The organism is Erwinia sp. OLFS4 (assembly GCF_002752165.1).
GTDB lineage: Bacteria > Pseudomonadota > Gammaproteobacteria > Enterobacterales > Enterobacteriaceae > Izhakiella.
Window position 1 is genome coordinate 38,034 of the sequence record NZ_MOMB01000059.1, and the last position, 22,202, is coordinate 60,235.

Here is a 22,202-nt window from a genome sequence, read left to right on the forward strand (position 1 = left end):
GAGTTAACAACACATGGAACTCGAATACGAAAGTAAACGTCCTCTTTATATACCCTACGCTGGCCCTATTCTGCTGGAGTTTCCATTGCTGAATAAAGGCAGCGCCTTCTCAATTGAAGAGCGCAATGATTTTAATCTCAATGGCTTATTACCGGAAACCGTTGAGACCATTGAAGAACAAGCGGAACGCGCATGGCGCCAGTTTCAGGAGTTCAAAAACGATAACGACAAGCATGTTTATCTGCGCAACATCCAGGATACCAACGAAACGCTGTTTTACCGCTTGCTGGATAATCATCTTGAAGAGATGATGCCGATTATCTATACCCCGACGGTGGGGGCGGCCTGCGAGCATTTTTCGGAAATTTATCGCCGCGCACGCGGTCTGTTTATCTCTTATCCTAACCGGGCCAGCATTGAAGACATGCTGCAAAATGCCACCAAACAGAACGTTAAAGTGATTGTGGTCACCGACGGTGAACGTATCCTCGGTCTTGGCGATCAGGGCATCGGCGGCATGGGTATCCCAATTGGTAAACTGTCACTGTATACCGCCTGTGGGGGCATCAGCCCGGCCTATACCCTGCCGGTAGTACTGGATGTTGGCACCAATAATCCCCAGTTACTCAACGACCCACTCTATATGGGCTGGCGTCATCCGCGCATTACCGGCGAAGAGTACGATCGCTTCGTTGACGAATTTATTCAGGCGGTGAAACGCCGCTGGCCACAGGTATTGTTGCAGTTTGAAGATTTTGCCCAGAAAAACGCCACGCCGTTGCTGGAACGCTATCGTGATGAACTGTGCTGCTTTAACGATGATATTCAGGGAACGGCGGCGGTCACTCTCGGTTGCCTGATTGCCGCCAGCCGCGCGGCGGGCAGCCAGCTCAGCCAGCAAAAAGTGGTGTTCCTCGGTGCCGGCTCGGCGGGCTGCGGCATTGCCGAATCGATTATCGCCCAGATGAAATCAGAAGGACTGAGCGATGAAGAAGCACGCGCCAGAGTATATATGGTCGATCGTTACGGCCTGCTGACCACCAATCAGCCGAATCTGCTCAGCTTCCAGCGCAAGCTGGCGCAAAGCAAAGAAACGCTAAGCCTCTGGGACAGTCAGAGTGACGCGTTATCGCTGCTCGACGTGGTACGCAATGTGAAACCGGATATTCTGATTGGCGTTTCAGGCCAGCCAGGCTTATTCACGGAAGAGATTATCCGTGAAATGCATAAAAATTGCCCGCGACCGATTGTCATGCCGCTGTCTAACCCAACGTCGAGAGTGGAAGCCACGCCACAGGATATTATTCACTGGACCAATGGTGCCGCACTGGTTGCCACCGGCAGCCCGTTTGCGCCGGTTGTCTGGCAGGAAACCCGCTATCCAATCGCCCAGTGCAATAACTCCTATATCTTCCCCGGCATCGGACTGGGTGCCATCGCGGCACGCGCTACCCGGGTGACGGACAGCATGCTGATGGCAGCCAGTCGCGCGCTGGCCGACTGTTCACCGCTGGTCAATGACGGGCACGGTCCGGTTCTGCCGGAGGTAAAAGATATTCAGGGCGTGTCGAAAGTCATTGCGATGGCGGTAGGGAAAGCCGCTCAGCTGGCGGGCGTGGCGGTGGTGACCTCGGAAGAGGTCTTATCGCGGGCCATTGCTGATAACTTCTGGTTACCCCAGTATCGCAGCTATCGCCGCACCTCTATCTGATTGGCTTGCGGGCGCCGGCGGCGCCCGCGCTTTTCGCTTCACCGGGCCAATATTGGGTTGTCGCTTGCGTCAACGGACGTGGTAAAGTAGCCTGCACGGACCTCTTTTTTTACCACGCGAGCACTGGAACGCATGCTAAAACGCCTGATTTATGGACTAATCTGCCTGATAACATTTGTTCTGGTGGCGGCGTTTTTTTTAGATCGCTGGGTAAGCTGGCGCACCGAACCTTATGTTTATGAGGATTTACCATCGCTGCCTCACCGCGAGGTCGGCGTCGTGCTGGGCACCGCAAAATACTATCGCACCGGGGTGATTAATCAGTATTACCTTTACCGCATGCAGGGAGCGCTGAATGCCTATAACAGCGGCAAGGTGAACTACCTGCTACTGAGTGGCGATAACGCGCAGCAAAGTTATAATGAACCGATGACCATGCGACGCGATCTGATCGCCGCCGGGGTCGATCCGGCAGATATCGTGCTGGACTATGCCGGTTTCCGCACCCTTGACTCGATTGTCCGTACCCGCAAAGTATTTGATACCAATGATTTCATCATTATTACTCAGCGTTTTCACTGCGAACGGGCGCTGTTTATCGCGCTGAATCTGGGCATTCAGGCGCAGTGTTATGCCGTGCCTTCACCCAAAAATATGCTCAACATCCGTCTGCGTGAAGTCGGCGCCAGGCTCGGTGCACTGGCAGATCTCTACATCCGCAAACGTCAGCCGCGTTTCCTCGGACCGATGATCCCCATTCCGTCAATTCATCAGGTACCCGAGGACGCACAGGGTTATCCCGCCGTCACCCCGGAACAGCTGCCGGAAGGCAAAATGCCGGAACAGCAAAACAAAAATACCCACCCGGGTTGAGCCGGCGTAAAGGCCAGTCAGCCCGTGATCGGCTACAGCCCTGGCACCGGGGCCGTTCCGGCCCCCTGCTGCCGCCAGAAGATTACTTCTTACGCGCGTATTTCAGCGAATCGAGCGCCACGGCGAAAATAATGATGCTGCCTTTGATAATGTACTGCCAGTAAGGATTGATGCCGATATAGGTCAGCCCGTAGTTGATTACGGTGAAAATCAACACCCCGGTCACCACCCCGGCAACGGTACCGACACCGCCGGCGAACGAAACGCCCCCCACCACGCAGGCAGCAATGGCATCCAGTTCATACATAAAACCGAGGTTATTAGTTGCCGACCCAATACGTCCGGCCTCCAGCATACCGCCAAAGGCGTAAAACACCCCTGACAGCATATAAATCAGGATCAGATTGAGGGAAACGTTAACCCCGGAAACCCTTGCTGCTTCCGGATTGCCGCCAATAGCAAAAATATTTTTACCAAAGCGGGTTTTATTCCACAGGACCCACACCAGTGCAATGGCTATAACCGCATAAAAAGTAATGTAAGACAGCTTGAAATCACCAAAGCGTAAAAATCCCTGGGCGAAGGTAGAAAACTTTTCATCAAAGCCGGCTACCGGCGAGGCACCCACATAGTCGTAATAGAGTGAGTTGATGCCGTAAACAATAATCATGGTCCCCAGCGTGGTAATAAAGGGCGTCACTTTGAGATAGGCGATAATTAAGCCGTTCGCCAGACCAATCACCGCGCCAATAACACAAACAATCAGGATCACCAGGGCAATCGGCAGGGTTTCCAGATGGGGAAACACTTTATTTGCATTATCCATTGCCTGCAGCAACGTAGCGGCAACTACCGCCGCCAGGCCAACCTGACGCCCGGCAGACAGGTCGGTTCCCTGGGTGACAATCAGTCCGGCAACCCCGAGCGCAATAATAATACGCACCGAAGATTGCGTCAGAATGTTGCTCAGGTTAATCAGACTCAGAAATGTGGGGTCTTCAAAAATAATAATCGCCAGCAATACCAGCAACACAACATATATGCCACCTTCTTTAAGCCAGGTGAGCGCATTTTTCTTATTTACCGCATTCATATTTAGCCCTTACCTCTTTACAGGTGCAGTGATGCCAGTCGTAAAATTTCGTTTTGCGTTGCCGTTTTGGTATCGACAATCCCCGCAACCTGGCCATTACTCATCACCAGGATGCGATCGGTAATACCCAGTAATTCCGGCATTTCAGAAGAAATGATAATGATGCCTTTGCCTTTTTTCGCCAGCTCTGCAATTAACTGATAAATTTCGAATTTAGCCCCCACATCAATACCGCGCGTCGGTTCATCCAGCATCAGAATTTCCGGCTGAGTCAATAACCAGCGTCCGATAATCACTTTCTGCTGGTTACCCCCTGACAGTGAACCAATTTGCGTCCGGTGCCCTGGCGTTTTTACCCGCATGGCATCGATAACCCACTGGGTATCACTTTTCATTCGCTTATTGTCCAGCAGGCCGCTACTGTTTTTATATTTTCGGATATTTGAAATTAACGAATTAAAGCCAATATCGAGAAAAGCATAAATTCCGGTTGAGCGCCGCTCTTCTGTCACCAATGCAAAACCGTTATTAATGGCTTCATTAGCCGAATGGTTGTTAATCGGCTTGCCATGCAGCCGGATAGTGCCGCTTGATTTTTCACGGATACCAAATAATGTTTCAACAATATCCGTACGCTTCGCGCCCACCAGGCCGGCAATACCAAGAATCTCGCCCTGATGCAGATCAAAAGAGACATCGCGGATAGAAGGCTGACGCAGAGAGGAGAGATGACGAACTTCCAGAATGACCTCACCAGGCACATTCGTCTTATCCGGAAAACGCTGGCTTAATGCACGCCCCACCATCATGGCAATGATTTTGTCCATATCCAGTCCTTCCAGCGGTTGGGTAGCAATCCACTGACCGTCGCGCAGGATGGTAATTTCGTCACACAGCTGGAAGATTTCTTCCATTTTATGCGAAATATAGACAATGCCGCAGCCGCGTGCTTTCAGCTTACGGATAATGGTAAAAAGATGATTAACTTCTTTTTCAGTCAGTGATGAGGTTGGCTCATCCATAATAACGATTTTGGCGTCATAAGAAAAAGCTTTAGCAATTTCAACCATCTGCATTTGCGAAACAGACAGGTTAGCCACTTTGTCGCGCGGGTCAATATCAATATCCAGTTCATCAAAAATAGCCTGGGTATCACGATACATTTTCGCCTGATCAACAAAAAATCCTTTTCGCGGATAACGCCCCAGCCACATGTTGTCCATCACGCTGCGCTGTAATACCAGATTTAACTCCTGATGAACCATAGATACGCCGTTTTCCAGCGCTTCTTTCGAACTTTTGAAATCAATTTCATTACCCTGAAACAGAATGCGTCCGGCATCCTTCTTGTAGATCCCAAACAGGCATTTGAGCAACGTTGATTTACCGGCACCGTTCTCCCCCATCAACGCATGAATAGAATGCGGACGGACTTTTAAATTAACGTGATCTAATGCCTTTACGCCGGGAAATGATTTAGAAATATCATTCATTTCCAGCAAATATTCTTGCTGAGGTGATTTTTCGCTGGCCATAATCCTACCTGGCTTAATCAAATTGTGGCGTAAACTCCACTCCACTTGCTAAAAAAGGGCGCGAAAATTCGCGCCCGGTAACAGCAGATTTTATTTAGTAAACTGAGAGAGATTATCTTTATCAACCGGCACGTAAGGAATACGGACAATTTTATTTTCAATTTTGAAATCAGTGCCATCAGTTGCCGCTTTACCGGCAGCAAGATTTTTCGCCATCAGTAAGGTTGCTTTAGCCTGATTCTCCGCATCATTCAGAACGGTCCCAGCCATATTGCCCGCTTTAATTTGTGCCAGCGCCTCAGGCAAGGCATCAACACCAAATACCGGAATGGACTTTTTATTGTGCGCTTTCAGCGCTTCAATCGCCCCCATCGCCATGGCATCGTTATTTGAGATCACTACTTCGATTTTGTCGGCATTAGGGCCAGAAAGCCAGGCATCGGTTTTATCTTTCGCCTGAGCGGTATCCCACATTGCGGTGTCCAGCGCCAGTTGTTTGGTTTTAATGCCATCTTTATTCAGCGTTTCAATCACATATTTAGTCCGGGCTTCGGCATCCGGATGGCCTGGCTCACCTTTGAGCAACACATACTGAATCACGCCGTCTTTGTTCAGGTCCCATTGTGGTGACGCTTTCCAGTGTTTTTCAATCAGCTGTCCCTGAATAACCCCGGATTCTTTAGAATCAGTACCGACATAATACGCTTTATCGTAACTGGCCAGCGCTTTAGCGTTCGGTTCTTTATTAAAAAAGACCACCGGAATATCCGCGGCTTTAGCTTTACTGATCACCACCCCCGCTGCTGCCGGGTCGACAAGGTTAATGGCCAGCGCCTTTACGCCCTTAGCAATTAATACATCGACCTGATCGTTTTGTTTTGACTGATCGTTTTGTGAATCATTCATCAACAGCGCAACGCCGCCGGTTTCCCTGGCGTCTTTTTCAATATCTTTACGCACCATCGACATGAAATTATCATCGTATTTATAAATGGTGACGCCAATTTTAGTGTCTGCCGCGTGTGCCGCTGCGCCTAACATCATGCTTGCCACCAGGGCGGTGAGGGTAAAAACCTTCTTATTCATGGTATCTCCGGTTTGTACAGGGTCGTTCTCAGCGTCAGCCATATTTAAACTGCTGGCCAGACGTTCAGATCCTTTATTTTCGTTCTTAGCGGCGCGGGCATAGTTAATGATAACGTTGCTCAAAGCCGGCGGATTGTTAAAACAAAACCAGACTTCCCTGTACAACGACGTTCCAGAATGTGATGTGACGAAATACTTCACAGAGCTGCTACAGCGAGATATGACGGATATGTAATGCCATTACATTATGTTTCAATCCCGACAGGACGCAGCCATCATAGATAATGAAATGTTAATTAACTGTGAATTCACTCACAGATTGAAAGCGGTTACATCGGCAAATCGCTTGGGTTAGTGAGCGGTGCCACACTTTGTCGTTGTGCCACCGAGTGGCGTCGGACCAGCGTCGGCATAAAACCATGCTTTGCCAGGGGATCGAGCTGGTTCTGCGCCCCTTTTATTGCCAGTTCTGTTGCCAGTTTTGCCATTGAAACAACAGGATAACGCACGGTGGTTAGCTGAGGGTCGGTGTAACGGGAGATAGGTATATCATCGAAACCAATCACAGAAAGCTGCTGCGGCACGGCAATACCGTTGTCTTTTAACGCGGTTAACGCGCCGGCGGCCATACTGTCGTTGTAGGCAAAGACGGCGGTCAGGTTCAGATTACGGCTGAGCAGTTCAATCATCGCCGTTTCACCGCCCTGCAAATCAGGCTCACCAACCGCCATCCAGCTTTCCGGCGGCGGGCTCCCCTGCGCGCTGAGGGCCTGCAACCAGCCCGCCCGCCGCTGCCTGGCATCTTCAATCGGATGCTGCGAATTCAGGTAACCTATGCGCGTATGTCCCATCTGCTGAAGCATACGTGTTGCCATCAGCGCCCCGCTGACGTTATCAAGGAAAACACAGCGGTGACCATAGCCGGGCAGCAGTCGGTTCACCAGCACCATGCCGGGTATTTGTGCCATAAAACTGGCCAGCTCCGCATCACCAAGCGATTTAGCATGCACAATCAACGCATTACAACGCTGGCGAATCAGCACTTCTATCGCATGACGCTCTTTTTCAGCCTGGTGGTAGGAATTGTTAATTAGCACATGTTTATTCACGCTTTGCGCCACGGTATCCACGGCTTTTACCAGCGCACCGAAAAACGGATCGGAAACGTCCATCACCACCACGCCAATGGTATCACTGACCTGTGAAGCCAGCGCCTGAGCATTGGCATTAGGCCGGTAGCCCAGCGCTTCAACCGCCCGCATTACCGCGTCACGGGTTTGTGGCGTCACCGCGTCGCTCTGATTAAGCACTCTGGATACCGTTGCTACGGAAACCCCCGCCGCATGGGCAACGTCCCGGATGGTTATCATAGGGCATAACCGCAAAAAGCGCGTGGCAACATAGCAGCACCTGGCATCAACAATAACTGGTGGCTATATTGTCAGCAGTTCTCGCCAGGCAGCGTGAAACAGGTCACAGCAATGAAAGCGGTTACAAACAATTTGTTAACCTTTGTGATACAGATCATCAATCTGCTGCCGCCACCCCGGCAAGGCGTCGGGTCAGGATATGCCACAGACTTTCCAGCGGGCCGCGGGAAAAGTGACGCAACCAGAACCAGGAAAATAACAAGTTAATCAGCCAGATGCCCGGAACCAGTCCCAGCAGCTGGATCCGATCCAGCGCCATAAACCAGCCAGCGTAATCAAACAGCGCGAGGCAAATCAGCGTTTGCAGCAAATAGTTACTCAGCGCCATGCGCCCGACTGCGGCTATCAGCCGGGTAACACGCCCCTGTTGCCAGCGCCGCCAGCAGGCAAATACCAGCGCCAGATATCCGATGGCCTTCAGCGGAGCGCTGAGTTCACGCGGTATCTGCAGATAAAATGCGCACCAGCGATAATCCCAGCCGGTCAGCCATTGCATAATGATAGCCAGCAGATTTATCAGCATTCCGCAGGCAATGCCAGCCAGCGCAATCCGGCGGTAATGGGCCTGGCTAAAACCGCCCTGCAACCAGCCGTTATGCATCAGCGCCGCGCCGATCAGCATCAGTCCCGCCAGCTGCCAGCCATACTGAGCCCCCAGCGCAAGCAGGCCATCGCTTAAGGCATCAAGCCGGCTGTCAAAAGCCAGGGCGCCGCCGTGCAGATGCCAGTACTGCTCATACTGCAAATCGGCACGTCCCGGCAGCCAGCTATTACCCGGCTGTGAACGGCTAAGCAGGCCAAACAGTATCAGCACCAGGCTGCCGCAAACATACAGCATAATGCCGCTACGCAGCAGCCTGGAGGCGGGGGCATTACCTAACATTCGCCAGATGAGTAAACCGATCAGACCATAATCCAGCAGAATATCGCCCTGCCAGAAAAACAGGCTATGGATCAGGCCGAACAGCGCCAGCAACAGCAGGCGCGCCTGCAGCCAGCATTTACCCCGCGCCAGCTGCATATACAGCCCGGCGCCAAACAGCAAGGCAAACACCGACAGAAATTTCTGCTGGGCCAGCAGATCCATCACCGCCCAGCTGAGCGCATCCGCCAGGGAAACCTGGCCGGCCCAGGCCGGGTTAAGATAAGCCGCATCCGGCAGGCCAAAAGCAACAATATTCAGCAGCAGGATGCCAAGCAGCGCGGCTCCACGGATAAAATCCAGCACCGGAATACGTGGCATGATAGTCCTCAGGTCAGCCGCAGCGGCCGCCGGTCAGCGTCACTCGCTGTGACGCACGGCGCGCAGGAATTCCTGGCGGGTATTCTGGCTGGATTTAAACAACCCGCCGAGTGAGGTGGTGGTGGTGGCGCTGTTGGCATCGCGGATGCCGCGCGCTTTAACACAATAATGCACGGCATCAATGGAAACCGCGACGTTGCTGGTGCCGAGCAAGGTCTGTAGCGCGACCAGAATCTGCTGGGTCAGACGTTCCTGCACCTGCGGGCGCTGGGCAAAAAACTGCACAATACGGTTGATTTTCGACAGACCAATCACCTTATCTTTTGGGATATATGCCACCGTCGCTTTACCGTCGATAATCACAAAATGGTGTTCACAGGTACTGGTCAGCGTGATATCCCGCACGGTCACCATTTCATCAACCTTCATTTTATTTTCAATCAGGGTGATTTTGGGAAAGTTGGCATAATCAAGGCCAGAAAAAACCTCATTCACGTACATTTTTGCAATGCGATGCGGCGTTTCAATCAGGCTGTCATCTTCCAGATCAAGATTGAGCAGCTTCATAATTTCAGTCATGTGGCCGGCAATCTGCGCCCGACGTGCATCATCATCCAGTTGCTGAACCGGGGTGCGAAGCGGGGTTTCAAGGCCACGGGTTACCAGCGCATCATGAACCAGCCTGGCTTCCTGACTTAACGTCGTCATAAAATCTTTGTCTCCAGCAGCGACTAATACCGGGAAACAGTAATAGCCCGGTCTGAATTTTGAAGGGCTATTCTGGAACACATCCCGTTCACAATCCAGTGAAACCGGCTTAACGCTTGATGAAAGGGTTTCATCTGCCATCAGTTCGGGCCGGCCAGACCAGCAGACCGGCCACAAGTAGCATCACACCAGCAATATACAACGCCGGCTCCAGCCGGTGGGTCAGCAGCGTGGATAACGCCGATAACAGCGGACCGGCCAGCTGTCCGATGGCATAGCCGGTCGTCAGCAGCCCGGCAAGATAGCGGGTATGCTGCGGGGCCAGTTCCCGCCCTACCTGTAGCGAAAGCTGCACCACGCAGAGAAATCCGCCGCCCACCAACACTGCCCCCAGAATCAGGCCGGCAATTCCGCTAAAGATTTCCGGACAAAACACCCCGAGCGCCTGCCCCCAGAGCACCCAGGCCAGCCGGCGGTGGCTGGTGGCAAAATGCCGGGTCAGGATCCCCAGCAGGATACCGATGACCGCAGCACCGCCAAATACCGGCCAGACATACTGCGCAAACAGGCTGTCTGGAAAGCGCGACACCGCCATTTGCGACAGGAAGGTCGCCGGTAAGATGTAACCAAAACCGGCCAGGCTGTAACTCCAGACCAGTCTTTTTAATTCTGCCGTCAGTATCAGCGGGGCCGGCGCACTTTCCGGCCGATGCAATTCACCGCTGGCGGGCAGGTTATGACTAATGCTAACAACCAGTAACAAAGCCAGCAGGCCATACACCAACCAGGCCCAGCTGGCATCCACCTGCCAGTAGTGCAGCGCCAGCGCGACAATCCCGCTGAGGAAAATACCGGTTCCCGGGCCGGCAAACACCGCGGCACTCAGCCCAGGGCGCTGCGCTTTTAACAGTATTTCGTTACTCCATGCCGCCACCAGAACCATCGCCCAGCCGCTGGCCCAGCCGATAAAAAAACGGATGACGCCATGCAACAAGGGGCCGCCGGCCAGCGCCGAGAGCAGTGTCAGAATCACCGCCCCCCACAACCCGGCTTTCAGGCGCCTTTCAACCCAGCGGCTGGCGCGCATGGCGTTCCATGAACCGCACAGATAGCCAAGATAGTTGAGCGCGGCGACCACCGCCGCGCTGGTTAAGGTGAGCTGATGTTCAGCAATCATCAGCGGCACCTGGGGGGTAAACGCAAAGCGGCCGATACCCATAGCCACTACCAGAGTAAGAAATGCGCTGATTGCCACGCGCAGAGTCATATCCGCTCCTTGACTACACTTATTATCAGACCATTCAGCCTGTGTTGTTTTCAACTTGTCACTATCATCGGACAACGATATGCTCACATTAAGTGAATAATCGCAAATAACTTAATCACAAAAAAAGAATAAATGGATCTGATACAACTACGCATGTTCTGTATGGTAGCAGAAACCGGCTCACTGGCGCGGGCGGCCCTAGCACTGCAGCGGGTGCCATCTAATCTGACCACCCGTCTGCGTCAGCTGGAACAGGAGCTGGGGGCCGACTTATTTATCCGCGAAAAGCAGCGTATCCGCCTGTCACCGCTAGGCTACAACTTTCTCAACTATGCCCGGCGCATCCTCGCACTAAGCAACGAGGCGCTGGATATGGTGCACAGCGGTGTCCCTGCCGGCCAGTTTGCCCTTGGTGCAATGGAAAGCAGCAACGCCACCCGGCTGCCGTTGCTGCTATCCACCTTTCATCAGCGCTATCCGCAGGTCGGCCTGTCGTTGACCACCGGCACCAGCCAGCAGATCGGTGCTGAAGTGCGTGCCGGCACGCTGGCGGCCGGATTGATTCATGGCACAATCAGCGATGAGGCATTACACAGCTGTGTCGCCTGTCACGAAGAGCTGGTGCTGATTTCCTGCGCCGGCTTTCCTGATATTAACAGCCCGGAAGAGGCGGCCAATCAGACGTTATTTGCTTTTCACCAGGGCTGCGCTTACCGCCAGAGGCTGGAAAGCTGGTTTCAGCATGGCAACGTCCGCCACGGTCCTGTTATGGAAATACATTCCTATCATGCCATGCTGGCGTGCGTTGCCAGCGGGGCCGGACTGGCGATAATGCCACGCAGCGTACTTGAGCTGCTGCCGGGTTATCAACAGATTAAAATCCACCGGCTCGCTGATGAGTTCCGTCACGCCCCGACCCTGTTAATCTGGCGTCGGGAAGCGTTCACCCCCAATGTCCAGGCGCTGAAAACGCTGATTATCGAACTTTTTGCTTACCCGCCCACCCGCCAGAACGGTGAATCACCTGGCTTATACTGAATGTTATCGTCACTGACCACCCTGAAGGTGAATACAGGAGAATAGAAATGCAAATGATTAAAACCCGCGCGGCCGTCGCCTGGGCTGCCGGCGAACCGCTTAAAATTGAAGAAGTTGACCTGATGCCACCGCAAAAAGGCGAAGTGCTGGTGCGTATTGTTGCCACCGGTGTCTGCCATACGGATGCCTACACGCTGTCAGGTAAAGATCCGGAAGGGGTATTTCCGGCTATCCTCGGCCATGAAGGCGGCGGCGTGGTCGAGGCCGTCGGCGAAGGGGTGACCAGCGTACAGGTTGGCGATCACGTGATCCCACTTTATACCCCGGAATGCGGCCAATGTAAGTTCTGTCGTTCCGGTAAAACCAACCTTTGTCAGGCAATTCGTAGCACCCAGGGCAAAGGATTAATGCCCGATGGCACCACGCGTTTTTTTAAAGATGGTCAGCCAATTTTCCACTATATGGGCACATCCACCTTTTCGGAATATACCGTAGTGCCTGAAATTTCGCTGGCAAAAATCAGCAAACAAGCCCCGCTGGAGGAAGTTTGTCTGCTGGGCTGCGGGGTCACCACCGGCATGGGTGCGGTGATAAATACCGCAAAAGTTAAACCCGGGGATAGCGTGGCGATTTTCGGACTGGGCGGTATCGGTCTGTCGGCAATTATCGGCGCAAAAATGGCACAGGCCGGCCGGATTATTGGCATTGATATCAATACCAGTAAATTCGATCTGGCCCGCAAACTGGGCGCCAGCGAGGTGATTAATCCGCAGGACTATGACAAACCCATTCAGGACGTGATTGTTGAGCTGACCGATGGCGGCGTTGATTTTTCTTTTGAATGTATTGGTAACGTCAAGGTGATGCGCTCAGCGCTGGAGTGCTGCCATAAAGGCTGGGGAGAATCCGTTATTATCGGCGTCGCCGGTGCTGGCGAAGAAATTGCCACCCGCCCTTTCCAGCTGGTAACCGGACGCGTCTGGCGCGGTTCGGCATTTGGCGGGGTCAAAGGCCGCAGCCAGCTGCCCGGCATCGTGCAGGACTATCTGGACGGTAAATTTGCCCTGAATGATTTTATTACCCATAAGCTTAGTCTGGAGCAGATAAACCAGGCATTCGAGCTGATGCATGAAGGCAAATCTATCCGTACCGTGATCCACTACCGATAATCAGGAGCCACCATGAGTAGCCTGGAATTACTGGAAGATCACCGTTTATTTGGCGGCTGGCAACAGCGTTACCGCCACTATTCGGCCAGCCTGAACTGCCCGATGACCTTCAGTCTCTTTCTGCCGCAAACGCAAGGCTCCAGCCCACCCCCGGCGCTCTATTGTCTGGCCGGCCTGACCTGCAACGATGAGAATTTCAGCAATAAAAGCGGCGCACAGCGCGTCGCACAACAGCTGGGAATTGTGCTGGTAATGCCGGATACCAGCCCGCGCGGCGAGCAGGTCGCCGATGATCAGGCTTACGATCTCGGCCAGGGCGCAGGTTTTTATCTTAATGCCAGCCAGCCGCCGTGGCGCGAACATTTCAGGATGTATGATTATATCCAGTCGGAGCTACCGCAACTGATTCGGCAAAATTTTAATCTCGCTGAACGTCAGGCGATTATGGGCCATTCTATGGGGGGGCATGGCGCGCTGGTACTGGCATTGCGTAACCCCGGCCAGTTCACGTCAGCTTCCGCTTTTGCCCCTATCGTTAATCCGTCTGAAGTGCCCTGGGGACAGAAAGCGTTCCGCGCCTACCTTGGCGAGGACCGGCAGCAATGGCATGAGTATGATAGCTGTCAGCTGCTGCGTCAGGCCAGTCATCAGCTACCGATTCTGATCGACCAGGGCGACAGCGACCAGTTTCTGGCCGATCAGCTGCAGCCGGAACGTCTGGCCGCCGTTGCCGGTGAAAAACAGTTTCCGCTAACCCTGCGCATCCAGCCCGGCTATGACCATAGTTATTTCTTCATCAGTAGCCTGGTAGAAGACCATCTGCACTTTCACGCCAGATATCTGTTTAACTGATCACCTGCCCCGCTTACCGGGGAATAGCCCGGTAAGCGTCCTGATGCTGACGGCGGCAATATTCGCGCTGGCGTTCAGCCTGGCGGGGTGGTAACACCGTCAATCAGCGCAACCGGTAAGCCCTGACTGCAGTGTTCAATACGCCCCTGCACGCCATACACCTGCGCCAGATACGGTGAGGTAATAACCTGTTCGGGCGGTCCCTGGGTAACCAGCCTGCCGTTTTGTAACATCAGTACATAGTCACCATGACGCAGCGCGAGGTTAATATCATGGACCACCATCAGAGTGACCATGTTACGCCGGCGCGTTTCCCGGGCAATCAGCGTCATAACGTGAAACTGATAATTCAGGTCCAGTGCGCTCAGCGGTTCATCCAGCAGCAGCAATTCAGGCTGGCGGATCAGTGATTGCGCCAGCCCCACCAGCTGTTTTTGTCCACCGGAAAGCTGGTCAAGGTAACAAAGCGCCAGATGCGCAATCCCCAGCTGTTGCAGCAGATCCATCACCTCAGTTTCCGCTGCCGCGCTGCGTCTGCCGCCTGACGCCACGCGAGCAACCAGCACGGACTCCAGCACCTGCAGATGTACGCCAGCCGGTAGCGACTGCGGTAAACAGACCACCCGCCTGGCACGCCGCGACAAGGGCTGCGTCAGCAGCTCTTCGCCATTAAGCCACAGCGCCCCCTGAGCCGGATGCAACCCGGCCAGGGCACGCAGCAGGGTCGACTTTCCACAGCCGTTCGGGCCCAGCAAAATAGTGATTTTACCGGGGGGTAAAGCGCAAATGTTAAGCGGCTCAATCACCGGCCGGTTGCGGTAGCCGCTGGTGAAATCGCAGAGCGTCAGCCCCGGGTTCATATTAAATACCTGCCCTGTGGCGCAAAATGATCGCCAGAAAAAAAGGAATGCCGATTAGCGAAGTGACAATACCCACCGGCAAAATGACGCCGGGCAGCAAATTTTTCGCCACCACCGAGGCCAGTGACAGCACCAGCGCACCGGTCAGGGCGCTGGCAGGCAGATAATAACGGTGATCTTCACCACACAGCAGACGGGCAATATGCGGGGCAACCAGGCCAATAAAACCAATCGGCCCGACAAACGCGACGGCAAGCGCCGAAAGAATGCTGACGCGCAATAATGTGCCCAGCCGCAAACGCCCCACGTCAATACCAAAGCTGGCGGCCCGGTCTTCCCCGAGGCGCAGAGCGGTGAGCTTCCAGGCGTTAATCATTGACCACGGCAGCAACAGCGCCAGTGCCAGGCTGAGGATCGCCAGCCGCGGCCAGGAAGCGCGCGCCAGGCTGCCCATGGTCCAGAATACCAGCCCCTGCAGGGTGTCCTGATCGGCAATAAACTGCATCACCGACACCAGCGCATTAAAGGTGAACACCAGCGCAATACCAAAAAGTACCATGCCGGAAGCGGTGACCCGGCTCCAGCGGCTAAGCAGATCGAGCATCAGGGCCGCAAACAAGGCACAGATAAAGGCATTGACCGGAACCGCCCAGTCTTCAGTCAGGCCAGGAAAGGTGATTCCGGCAACAATCGCCACTGCGGCACCAAACGCCGCCGCCGATGACACCCCAAGGGTAAAGGGGCTGGCTAACGGATTATTCAGGATGGTTTGCATCTCGGCGCCAGCCAGTCCAAGGGCCATGCCCACCACCGTCGCCATAAGGCCGTAGGGCAGCCGGATATCCCAGACAATGAGCCGGGTCGCCGCCTCAGCCTGAGCTGGATGCAGCAGGGTCGCCGCCAGCGTTCGCAGGTTCAGCCCGGCGGGGCCAAGGGTAAAATCCAGCGCCAGAGAGGCGAGGATCGCCAGCAGCAGCAGGAACAAAATCGCCAGCCGATGACGCAGTAACTGATGATAACGGCGCACAGTTTCGCCGGGTGTTTCCGGTGGTGGCAGTACAACGGATGGCCTGACGCCCATGATAAATTCGCCTGTTAACCGCACGCCGGCCGCGCGGCCGCACGATAGCTGCGGAGGGTTAGTCTGCTCACGCCGCGCCGGCTGACAGCCTGGGCGGCGGCCGGCAAATAATAACATTACAACAGCAACCGCAGCTGACCGGCCGGCAGATTAATTGTAAAAATTAACGGCCGGTCAGCAGCGTAGTCCCTGGCCGCTGTTCAGCCAACGCCCGGCCAGATATCCAGGGTCACGTGGGACACCGCGGTACCGGATGGCGGAGCCTTATCCGTCAGTAACACGGGAGTGACCGCAATGGCATGTGAGTTATTGGCCGCAGGCGTGGCGATATTCACCGGGGTATTGGGTTGCAGGGCTGCCGGCGCGCCACCATTAGTCGAGACCGATAAGGCATAGCCCAGCCCGGGGTTGCTGCTGCCAAACACCGGGGTTCCTGTTGAATCGCGCTGGCTTGTCACCGCATCCCCCATGACGCGAATCACCGTTTTCGTCGCCGCGGTGCTGGAATCACACCGGGTATCCAGCGTCAGCTGCTGGGTTAGCGAACTCACCCGCCCGCTGGCATCCGCCCCGGCGATCAGATCCTGACCGGTGACGCGGCCAAAAGACAGCAGGCCGCTGCCGCCGAGCTGGGTGGTACAGGACGGCGCAGCTGGAAGCAGATCGAAAGGATCGGCCTCTGCAAAGGTTCTCGTGACTCTACAACCGATCGCAGGTATTACTCTATCATCGGAATATATCGTACACGACCGTATCGGGATCCGCCCATTGACGTAGAAGCCCGGCGTAAGCTCCGGATTCATGGTTAGCACAGGCGCAAACTGAATCAAGTGAAACGAGAATGCCTTTGCCGACGTCGATTCCACCTTTCCGCTTTCAGAGACGGCTAATGTTGCCGGCGCGCCAGATGTCAGATTGACAGAGACCCGTACCGTATTCGAGTGCAGGGGACCCAGCACCCGGCTCCCTCCGTGAATGTCACCGACAACCGCAGACCCTTCTTTATCGGGAATCATAACGCCCTGGCTTATCAGTGTCAGAGGGAAGTTAAGTGTTGCCGTAACGTTCCCCTCCGGGTCAAGGTCTTCGACGGTAACGCTACCGCTGGGTGCTGTCCATTCCATATCGTAGCCTGCCACCTTATCGCCATTGTAAAGGCCTGATGACGATTTCACTCTTACAGAGGAAGCAGTGAAGTCGCCCGACCACGAGGTCGCCGGTTGTGTATTGAATAAAAGGCTGCCAATAATAACCATGGACAGCCGGTTGCCGAACGGTAACCCATCACTTGTTCGTAAGGTTGCGGTAGAATATCCATTAACCGGGGCGCTGGATGACACGGCGAGTATGCTACCGGCGGGTACGTCTTCCCCGTACGAGGCTACCGGGTTCATTTTAGTTGTCAGAGTCGGATCGGAACTTTGAGCGCTTGTCACTATAAAGCTAGCGGACGCCGACACCGGACTGGCAAACAGCAACAGACACAGAAACGGGACCATTGATGTCAGTGAAAGCAGAGTGTTTCGTGTTTGGCAATGGCGTGTTATCACCGGGACATCTTGTACAAGATGCCGGCGATAAGCGTCTCGAGGACTGGCGTCCTGGTTAGTCATATAATTTCTCCAGATTTCCACATGTCACACAGACCGCCTGCATACGTCCGGCCATCACCCGGTCCTGACATATGCCCCATGCATAAAGCCGGCGGCAAGGTTGACGATGATGGGACAGCGCACGCGGAGCCACCTCCGTCGCGCCTGCATAGTTAAACATTATCCCCATCCGGTCAAAACCCCGGCTTATCCGGCCGGTCAACGTCTTGTCCGCATGGCGCTCATATCCCCCGCCCGTAAAAAACAGGGTCAGGGCTGTCACTGCCCGCCGCAGCTGCCATTGCGTGCGGGTCAGTATCACAACGTCATCCCTGTAACGGCTGCGCGCACGCCGGTGCGCGCAGCAGCGCCGTCAGCGGCATTCCGCCTGCGCCAGGGTTATCGACCCGCTGCCGCCCGCCTGATAGCTGGCACGACACTGTCTGTCCACCCCTTCGCCCCAGCGCACCTGCACCTCACCCTGTGCCGGCATCCCGCTCAGGTAAACCTGACCGTCATCCCCGACAATGCCGCTGCCACTCTGTTGCGTGCTCTTTGCCAGCGTGGCAATGGCACCAAACGGCACCGGCTTACCGTTATGCCTTAGCGTAAGCAGTATCTGCTTACCGGAACGCACCCTGAACTCTGCCAGCACCACCGCACCGCGCGTCGGGTAGACATTCTTACTGCTGTTATCCAGCTCCACCCCGTCCGGCAGGGAGCCAGGGTCCAGCGTGACGCTGTTTTTACGGTATATAGCAGCGGACGGCACCACCGCATAGCCACGCCAGTCGGTGCGATCATACCCGTTCACCATGACCCCCGGCGCGCCCGGCGCGCGCACCAGCACCGCACCGTCACCAAGTATCCGGCTCAGCGTCACCCCGTACGGATGCACCAGCAGTCCGCCCGACAGCCCCCAGTTCAGCGATTTGTACGTGCTGCTGTCGCTGTAACCGCCATAACCGGTCAGCCGTTTACCCGCCCAGGACAGGCTCAGCCCGCTCTGCTCCGGCTGCTGCTGATTTCCCCACGAGCGGGTGACGTTATAACTGAGGCCGCTGTCATACAGATCGCCGTTGACGCCGGTGGTGCTGGAAACCCGCCCCTGATTGTCATGAGTCATGGAATACGAAGCGCTCATCCCCTGCAGGGTGCGGTTGTCGTGGCTGAATATGCTGAACGGCACGCTCAGCGAGACTGACAGCTGGCGGTTTTCCGGCCAGTCACTGTCACTGCGCTGAATGCGGTCAATGTCATAGGACACCGACAGGGTGGCCCCCTTGATAGTGGTGTAGTACGCCATACTCAGGCTGTCGTTTGTGCCGGTACGCCCCCAGTAGTTACTGCGGCTGCCCGACACGCTGACCGACCCGAGGTCAGCCGGCAGCTGCTGGCTGAGAGTGGCCTGCCAGGTCTGGCGCTGCCGGTCCAGTGTCCACGGTGCCATCCCTTCACTCAGGTCATAGCCCTGCATGTTGATGTCATTAAAGCTGTAAAAGTTACGCGAGTTATAGCGCAGTGCCGCCAGCGACACGCTGGTTCCGGTGGTCACCATGCTTTTCGAATAACGCGCCCGCCACGACTGACCATCCACCCAGTTCAGGTCATTGCCACGGCTGTCATGCAGCCGTGACCTTGCCTGCGTAACGTCCAGCGACATCGCCCCAAACTGCCCCAGTGAAAGCCGGGCCCCCAGCGTGCCGGCGTGATAATTACTGGCCAGCACGCCGCCACTGTAAGCCGTGATGTCATACGGCAGACCGTAAACCAGCGATCCCATGGCAAATTCCGGCTCACGGCTGCCGGTTGTCACGCTACCCCCATGGTATTTACCCACGGTCGCTTCATATTCAATGCCCCCTTCACGCTGCATAATCGGCAGCGAGGAGTAGCCGACGGTAAAGGCGTGGCGTGAACCATCCGCCTCAGTCACTTCAACCAGCAGGTCCCCGGAACTGCCCTGCTGCCCCATGTCCTCTATACGGAAAGGCCCCGCCGCCACGTTGGTCTGGTAAACGATGTAACCATTCTGCTTAACCCTGACCACCGCATCACTGTTTGCCGTCCCGCGGATAACCGGGGCAAAGCCGCGCTGGCTGTCACGCAGGAAACCATCCTCCGACGTCATCTGCACGCCGCGAAACGGAATACTGTCAAGAATATCGCCGCCGGTACTGCCCTCACCGGCAACCAGGTGACTTCTCAGGGCCGCAATATCACGCGACAAGTAGGTGTTTGAAGTGCGCCACTCGCGGCGGGTCGGTATCTGCGTCCGCCAGGCATAGGAGCCGCTGCCCGACATCCGGAGATTGGTGTAGGAAAAGGTCTGGGTGCTGTGTAAACGCCAGGGCCCAACGTTCAGTCCGTTACGGAAGCTGGCAAACAACGTGCGGTTTCTGGTTTCGCTGCCCTGTTGCGGCGTGCTTTTCCCCTCGGCACCGCTGAAGTTGTAAGACGACATCAGGGCCGGAATACCATCATCCCACAGCGCGCTGTTGTCCCCTTCAGCAAAACCGGGTTTCATCGCCACCTGAGGGATGCTCAGATTCAGCGCCAGTTTGCTCAGGTTGAACTCGCTTTTCGCCTGCGGCTGAATCACCGACAAGTCGGTGATTTCAGTCTCATCCGGCCTGCCTTTCAGCGCCGGAACCCTATCCGCGTTCACCCCCCAGCTCTTCAGCCACGACAGCTGCAGTACTGGCCTGATCCGTCCCTGCACCTCACGCATCTGAATATTCTGACGGCTCACCAGCGTGCGGTTCATATAGATATCCACCAGATACCTACCCGGCGGTACATAGCCCGCCGTTTCAAATGCCGACAGGTCAGTCCCCGCTGCCCCGCCCGACAAAAAGGCCGGATCAAAGTACTCACGGGCAGCGACCGACGCGGACAACAGACCGCTCGCCAGCATCACCATCACCGCCAGCGGCGACAGCCGTATCGCCGCTGGCAGCACCGGAGGATGCGCAGGCTTACAGCGTTGCTTTGTATTCATTCTTCTCTCCATTCATTTTCCACAACACGGCACCTGACAGCGGGGCGCTGAACCGGAAGCGTTGGTTTGATTTTGGTGCCACCCAGGCGTCCAGCGCCCCTGACACCGCCTGTGCCCCTCCGACGCTCAGAGACGAAAAGTGCACAAAGTACGGCGTCGGATTGACCACCGTCAGCTCGTGGCTCTGCGTCTGAAACTTCAGGGATGCGGCCACTGCCGCACTGTCAGGTGCAGGCAGACCGGGCGGGCGATAAAACAGACGGATGTTCATCCTCAGGGCAATCTGCACCTGAGACCGGCCGGCCTGTGGTAGCCGCGCGTCAGGCGCTGGCTGGCTGAGCGGCGGGATGCCGGTAACGGATATGATGCAGGCCGATTCGCGGTCGGACGGCAGCGTACCGCCGGCCTGTCTGACGCGCAGCGCTATCCGCTCCCCGGCATCAAGACGTGTCAGCGGCGGCACCACCACAAAGGGCGGCCGGCCACCAGCGGCCGCATCAGTGCGTCCGCTGGCCGGGTCAAAAGCACTGACCGTGGCCTGCAGCAGATAATTTTTATCGGTGTTATTCACCGCATTCACCACGCTGCCGGCTTTCTCTTTCGCAGCGTCGTAATGAATAAGCACGGGGAAATAGCGGATTCCTTTATCCGCGGGAAACTGCGCGGCGACTGGCCGGCAGAACAATCCCCCCGCCAACAGGCATAAACCTGCCGGTAAGAAAACTGAAAAACAGCAGTTACTGACGTACTGTTTCATTGCCGAAAATGCAATTAACATAAAACACTCCGAACCCAGAGATATTTTGCCTGTCCGGATAACAGGCACATCCGGCCACCTGCCTGTCCTGATAGCGGCGTAAAAACACCTCAGCAGAAAAAAGGCACCTTAAATAAAATATAAAAAACGCAACACAACACGCCGGTAAAAATAATCCAGAAAAAAAACCATAAACATATATACCCAGCGTATTTATGGTGCTGCGTTATATTCACAACACAAAAACAATTAGTAAAAAATATAAATTCATTCCGACAGCAGACAGTTTAAGGAAATACATCTGACTGAAAATATTCGCGTAAAATACTAACCTGACAGCGTTGCAGAATATTCGCCAGAATCTCCGCCGTAATCATCAATCACTGACCAGCTGACTGTATTACCTTTCACCGGGTACAATACGCACTCCCCCGGTGCCAGCATGGAAGGAAGCGCATTCAGGTCCAGTAACGCGCCGTCCACCCGTAACCGGTTAAACGACAGGTAATACCGCCCGGGATTGCAGGCTTTTATTCCCTGCGGCACAGTCTGAAAGTGCACATTGCGAAATACCTCCGCCCCGGGGACAGTAAGCGCCCGCGGCCGCCAGATAAGCTTGATAATATTTTCCACACTGACACCAAGCTGCCCCCGGGTGCCGCTACCGACTGACGCCGGTATATCTGCCGGCGGAATTGCCGTCACCCGCAGATAGCCTATCTCTTCTTGGTGATGCCTCCAATTAGTAGAACATGTGTTTCTCGATAAACGCTCCAATGACTTTTTCGTGGATCTCAACTGAGCGCGAAAAGCAGATTGTTTTACGAGCCAACCGTTTAATGCGGGTGCGGAGCGTCAGGTTATTACGTTCAATGCGTTGGGTGAAAATTTTGCCCGTCAGATGCT

19 protein-coding genes are annotated in these 22,202 nt (G+C 55.0%); 5 read left to right on the top strand and 14 right to left on the bottom strand.

Features of this window, described 5'->3' with window-relative positions:
- The first annotated feature begins 13 nt into the window (after positions 1–13).
- Complete coding sequence (locus tag BL249_RS15060) at positions 14–1,711, top strand: NAD-dependent malic enzyme (protein ID WP_099705698.1); 1,698 nt, start codon at positions 14–16, stop codon at positions 1,709–1,711.
- A 132-nt stretch (positions 1,712–1,843) separates the two neighbouring features.
- Positions 1,844–2,584 carry an outer membrane permeability protein SanA gene (gene sanA, locus BL249_RS15065; protein WP_099705699.1) on the top strand — a complete coding sequence of 247 codons (741 nt, stop codon included), beginning with the start codon at positions 1,844–1,846 and terminating at the stop codon, positions 2,582–2,584.
- Between the two features lie 82 nt (positions 2,585–2,666).
- On the opposite strand, the gene mglC is transcribed toward sanA, so the two are convergent.
- The 7 genes from mglC to BL249_RS15105 all read right to left on the bottom strand — a co-directional run bounded on the left by mglC (position 2,667) and on the right by BL249_RS15105 (position 10,946).
- The gene (gene mglC, locus BL249_RS15070) at positions 2,667–3,677 is read right to left on the bottom strand and encodes a galactose/methyl galactoside ABC transporter permease MglC (protein ID WP_099705700.1); all 1,011 of its coding nucleotides are present in this window, start codon (positions 3,675–3,677) and stop codon (positions 2,667–2,669) included.
- A gap of 17 nt (positions 3,678–3,694) precedes the next feature.
- Positions 3,695–5,212 (bottom strand): galactose/methyl galactoside ABC transporter ATP-binding protein MglA, encoded by a 1,518-nt coding sequence (gene mglA / locus BL249_RS15075; protein ID WP_099705701.1) that lies wholly within the window; start codon positions 5,210–5,212, stop codon positions 3,695–3,697.
- 90 nt (positions 5,213–5,302) lie between these two features.
- Positions 5,303–6,298 carry a galactose/glucose ABC transporter substrate-binding protein MglB gene (mglB, locus tag BL249_RS15080; RefSeq protein ID WP_099705716.1) on the bottom strand — a complete coding sequence of 332 codons (996 nt, stop codon included), beginning with the start codon at positions 6,296–6,298 and terminating at the stop codon, positions 5,303–5,305.
- Between the two features lie 329 nt (positions 6,299–6,627).
- Entirely contained in the window at positions 6,628–7,668 is a 1,041-nt protein-coding gene (galS, locus tag BL249_RS15085) for an HTH-type transcriptional regulator GalS (RefSeq protein WP_099705702.1), read from the bottom strand.
- 157 nt (positions 7,669–7,825) lie between these two features.
- Positions 7,826–8,971, bottom strand: a complete 1,146-nt coding sequence (yeiB, locus tag BL249_RS15095) for a DUF418 domain-containing protein YeiB (RefSeq protein ID WP_099705703.1) — start codon at positions 8,969–8,971, stop codon at positions 7,826–7,828.
- A gap of 39 nt (positions 8,972–9,010) precedes the next feature.
- On the bottom strand, positions 9,011–9,679 hold the full coding sequence (gene folE / locus BL249_RS15100) for a GTP cyclohydrolase I FolE (RefSeq protein WP_099705717.1): 669 nt from the start codon (positions 9,677–9,679) through the stop codon (positions 9,011–9,013).
- Between the two features lie 130 nt (positions 9,680–9,809).
- Entirely contained in the window at positions 9,810–10,946 is a 1,137-nt protein-coding gene (locus BL249_RS15105) for a YbfB/YjiJ family MFS transporter (protein ID WP_099705704.1), read from the bottom strand.
- A gap of 132 nt (positions 10,947–11,078) precedes the next feature.
- On the opposite strand from BL249_RS15105, the gene BL249_RS15110 reads away from it, so the two are divergent.
- From BL249_RS15110 to fghA, 3 genes are read left to right on the top strand one after another with little or no spacing between them, the layout of a single operon-like run.
- The gene (locus tag BL249_RS15110; RefSeq protein WP_099705705.1) at positions 11,079–11,984 is read left to right on the top strand and encodes a LysR family transcriptional regulator; all 906 of its coding nucleotides are present in this window, start codon (positions 11,079–11,081) and stop codon (positions 11,982–11,984) included.
- Positions 11,985–12,031: 47 nt separating this feature from the next.
- Entirely contained in the window at positions 12,032–13,153 is a 1,122-nt protein-coding gene (locus BL249_RS15115; RefSeq protein ID WP_099705706.1) for an S-(hydroxymethyl)glutathione dehydrogenase/class III alcohol dehydrogenase, read from the top strand.
- A gap of 12 nt (positions 13,154–13,165) precedes the next feature.
- Positions 13,166–14,005 carry an S-formylglutathione hydrolase gene (gene fghA, locus BL249_RS15120; protein ID WP_099705707.1) on the top strand — a complete coding sequence of 280 codons (840 nt, stop codon included), beginning with the start codon at positions 13,166–13,168 and terminating at the stop codon, positions 14,003–14,005.
- Positions 14,006–14,079: 74 nt separating this feature from the next.
- Here fghA and BL249_RS15125 read toward each other — a convergent pair whose 3' ends face one another.
- The 7 genes from BL249_RS15125 to BL249_RS15160 form a co-directional block, all read right to left on the bottom strand.
- Entirely contained in the window at positions 14,080–14,865 is a 786-nt protein-coding gene (locus BL249_RS15125) for an ABC transporter ATP-binding protein (RefSeq protein ID WP_099705708.1), read from the bottom strand.
- 1 nt (position 14,866) lies between these two features.
- Positions 14,867–15,946: a FecCD family ABC transporter permease gene (locus BL249_RS15130; protein ID WP_099705718.1), complete on the bottom strand. Its 1,080-nt coding sequence runs from the start codon at positions 15,944–15,946 to the stop codon at positions 14,867–14,869.
- 200 nt (positions 15,947–16,146) lie between these two features.
- The gene (locus BL249_RS15135; RefSeq protein ID WP_099705709.1) at positions 16,147–17,070 is read right to left on the bottom strand and encodes a fimbrial protein; all 924 of its coding nucleotides are present in this window, start codon (positions 17,068–17,070) and stop codon (positions 16,147–16,149) included.
- Between the two features lie 841 nt (positions 17,071–17,911).
- Positions 17,912–20,539 (bottom strand): fimbria/pilus outer membrane usher protein, encoded by a 2,628-nt coding sequence (locus BL249_RS15145; RefSeq protein ID WP_158233090.1) that lies wholly within the window; start codon positions 20,537–20,539, stop codon positions 17,912–17,914.
- Positions 20,517–21,317 (bottom strand): fimbrial biogenesis chaperone, encoded by an 801-nt coding sequence (locus BL249_RS15150; protein WP_099705712.1) that lies wholly within the window; start codon positions 21,315–21,317, stop codon positions 20,517–20,519. Before BL249_RS15150 ends, BL249_RS15145 begins: the two co-directional genes overlap by 23 nt.
- Positions 21,318–21,623: 306 nt before the next feature.
- Positions 21,624–22,094 carry a fimbrial biogenesis chaperone gene (locus tag BL249_RS15155; protein ID WP_099705713.1) on the bottom strand — a complete coding sequence of 157 codons (471 nt, stop codon included), beginning with the start codon at positions 22,092–22,094 and terminating at the stop codon, positions 21,624–21,626.
- Positions 22,039–22,202 (bottom strand): IS1 family transposase (locus BL249_RS15160; RefSeq protein WP_241898819.1); only part of this gene is annotated, 164 nt, incomplete at its 5' end. The genes BL249_RS15155 and BL249_RS15160, both read right to left, overlap by 56 nt.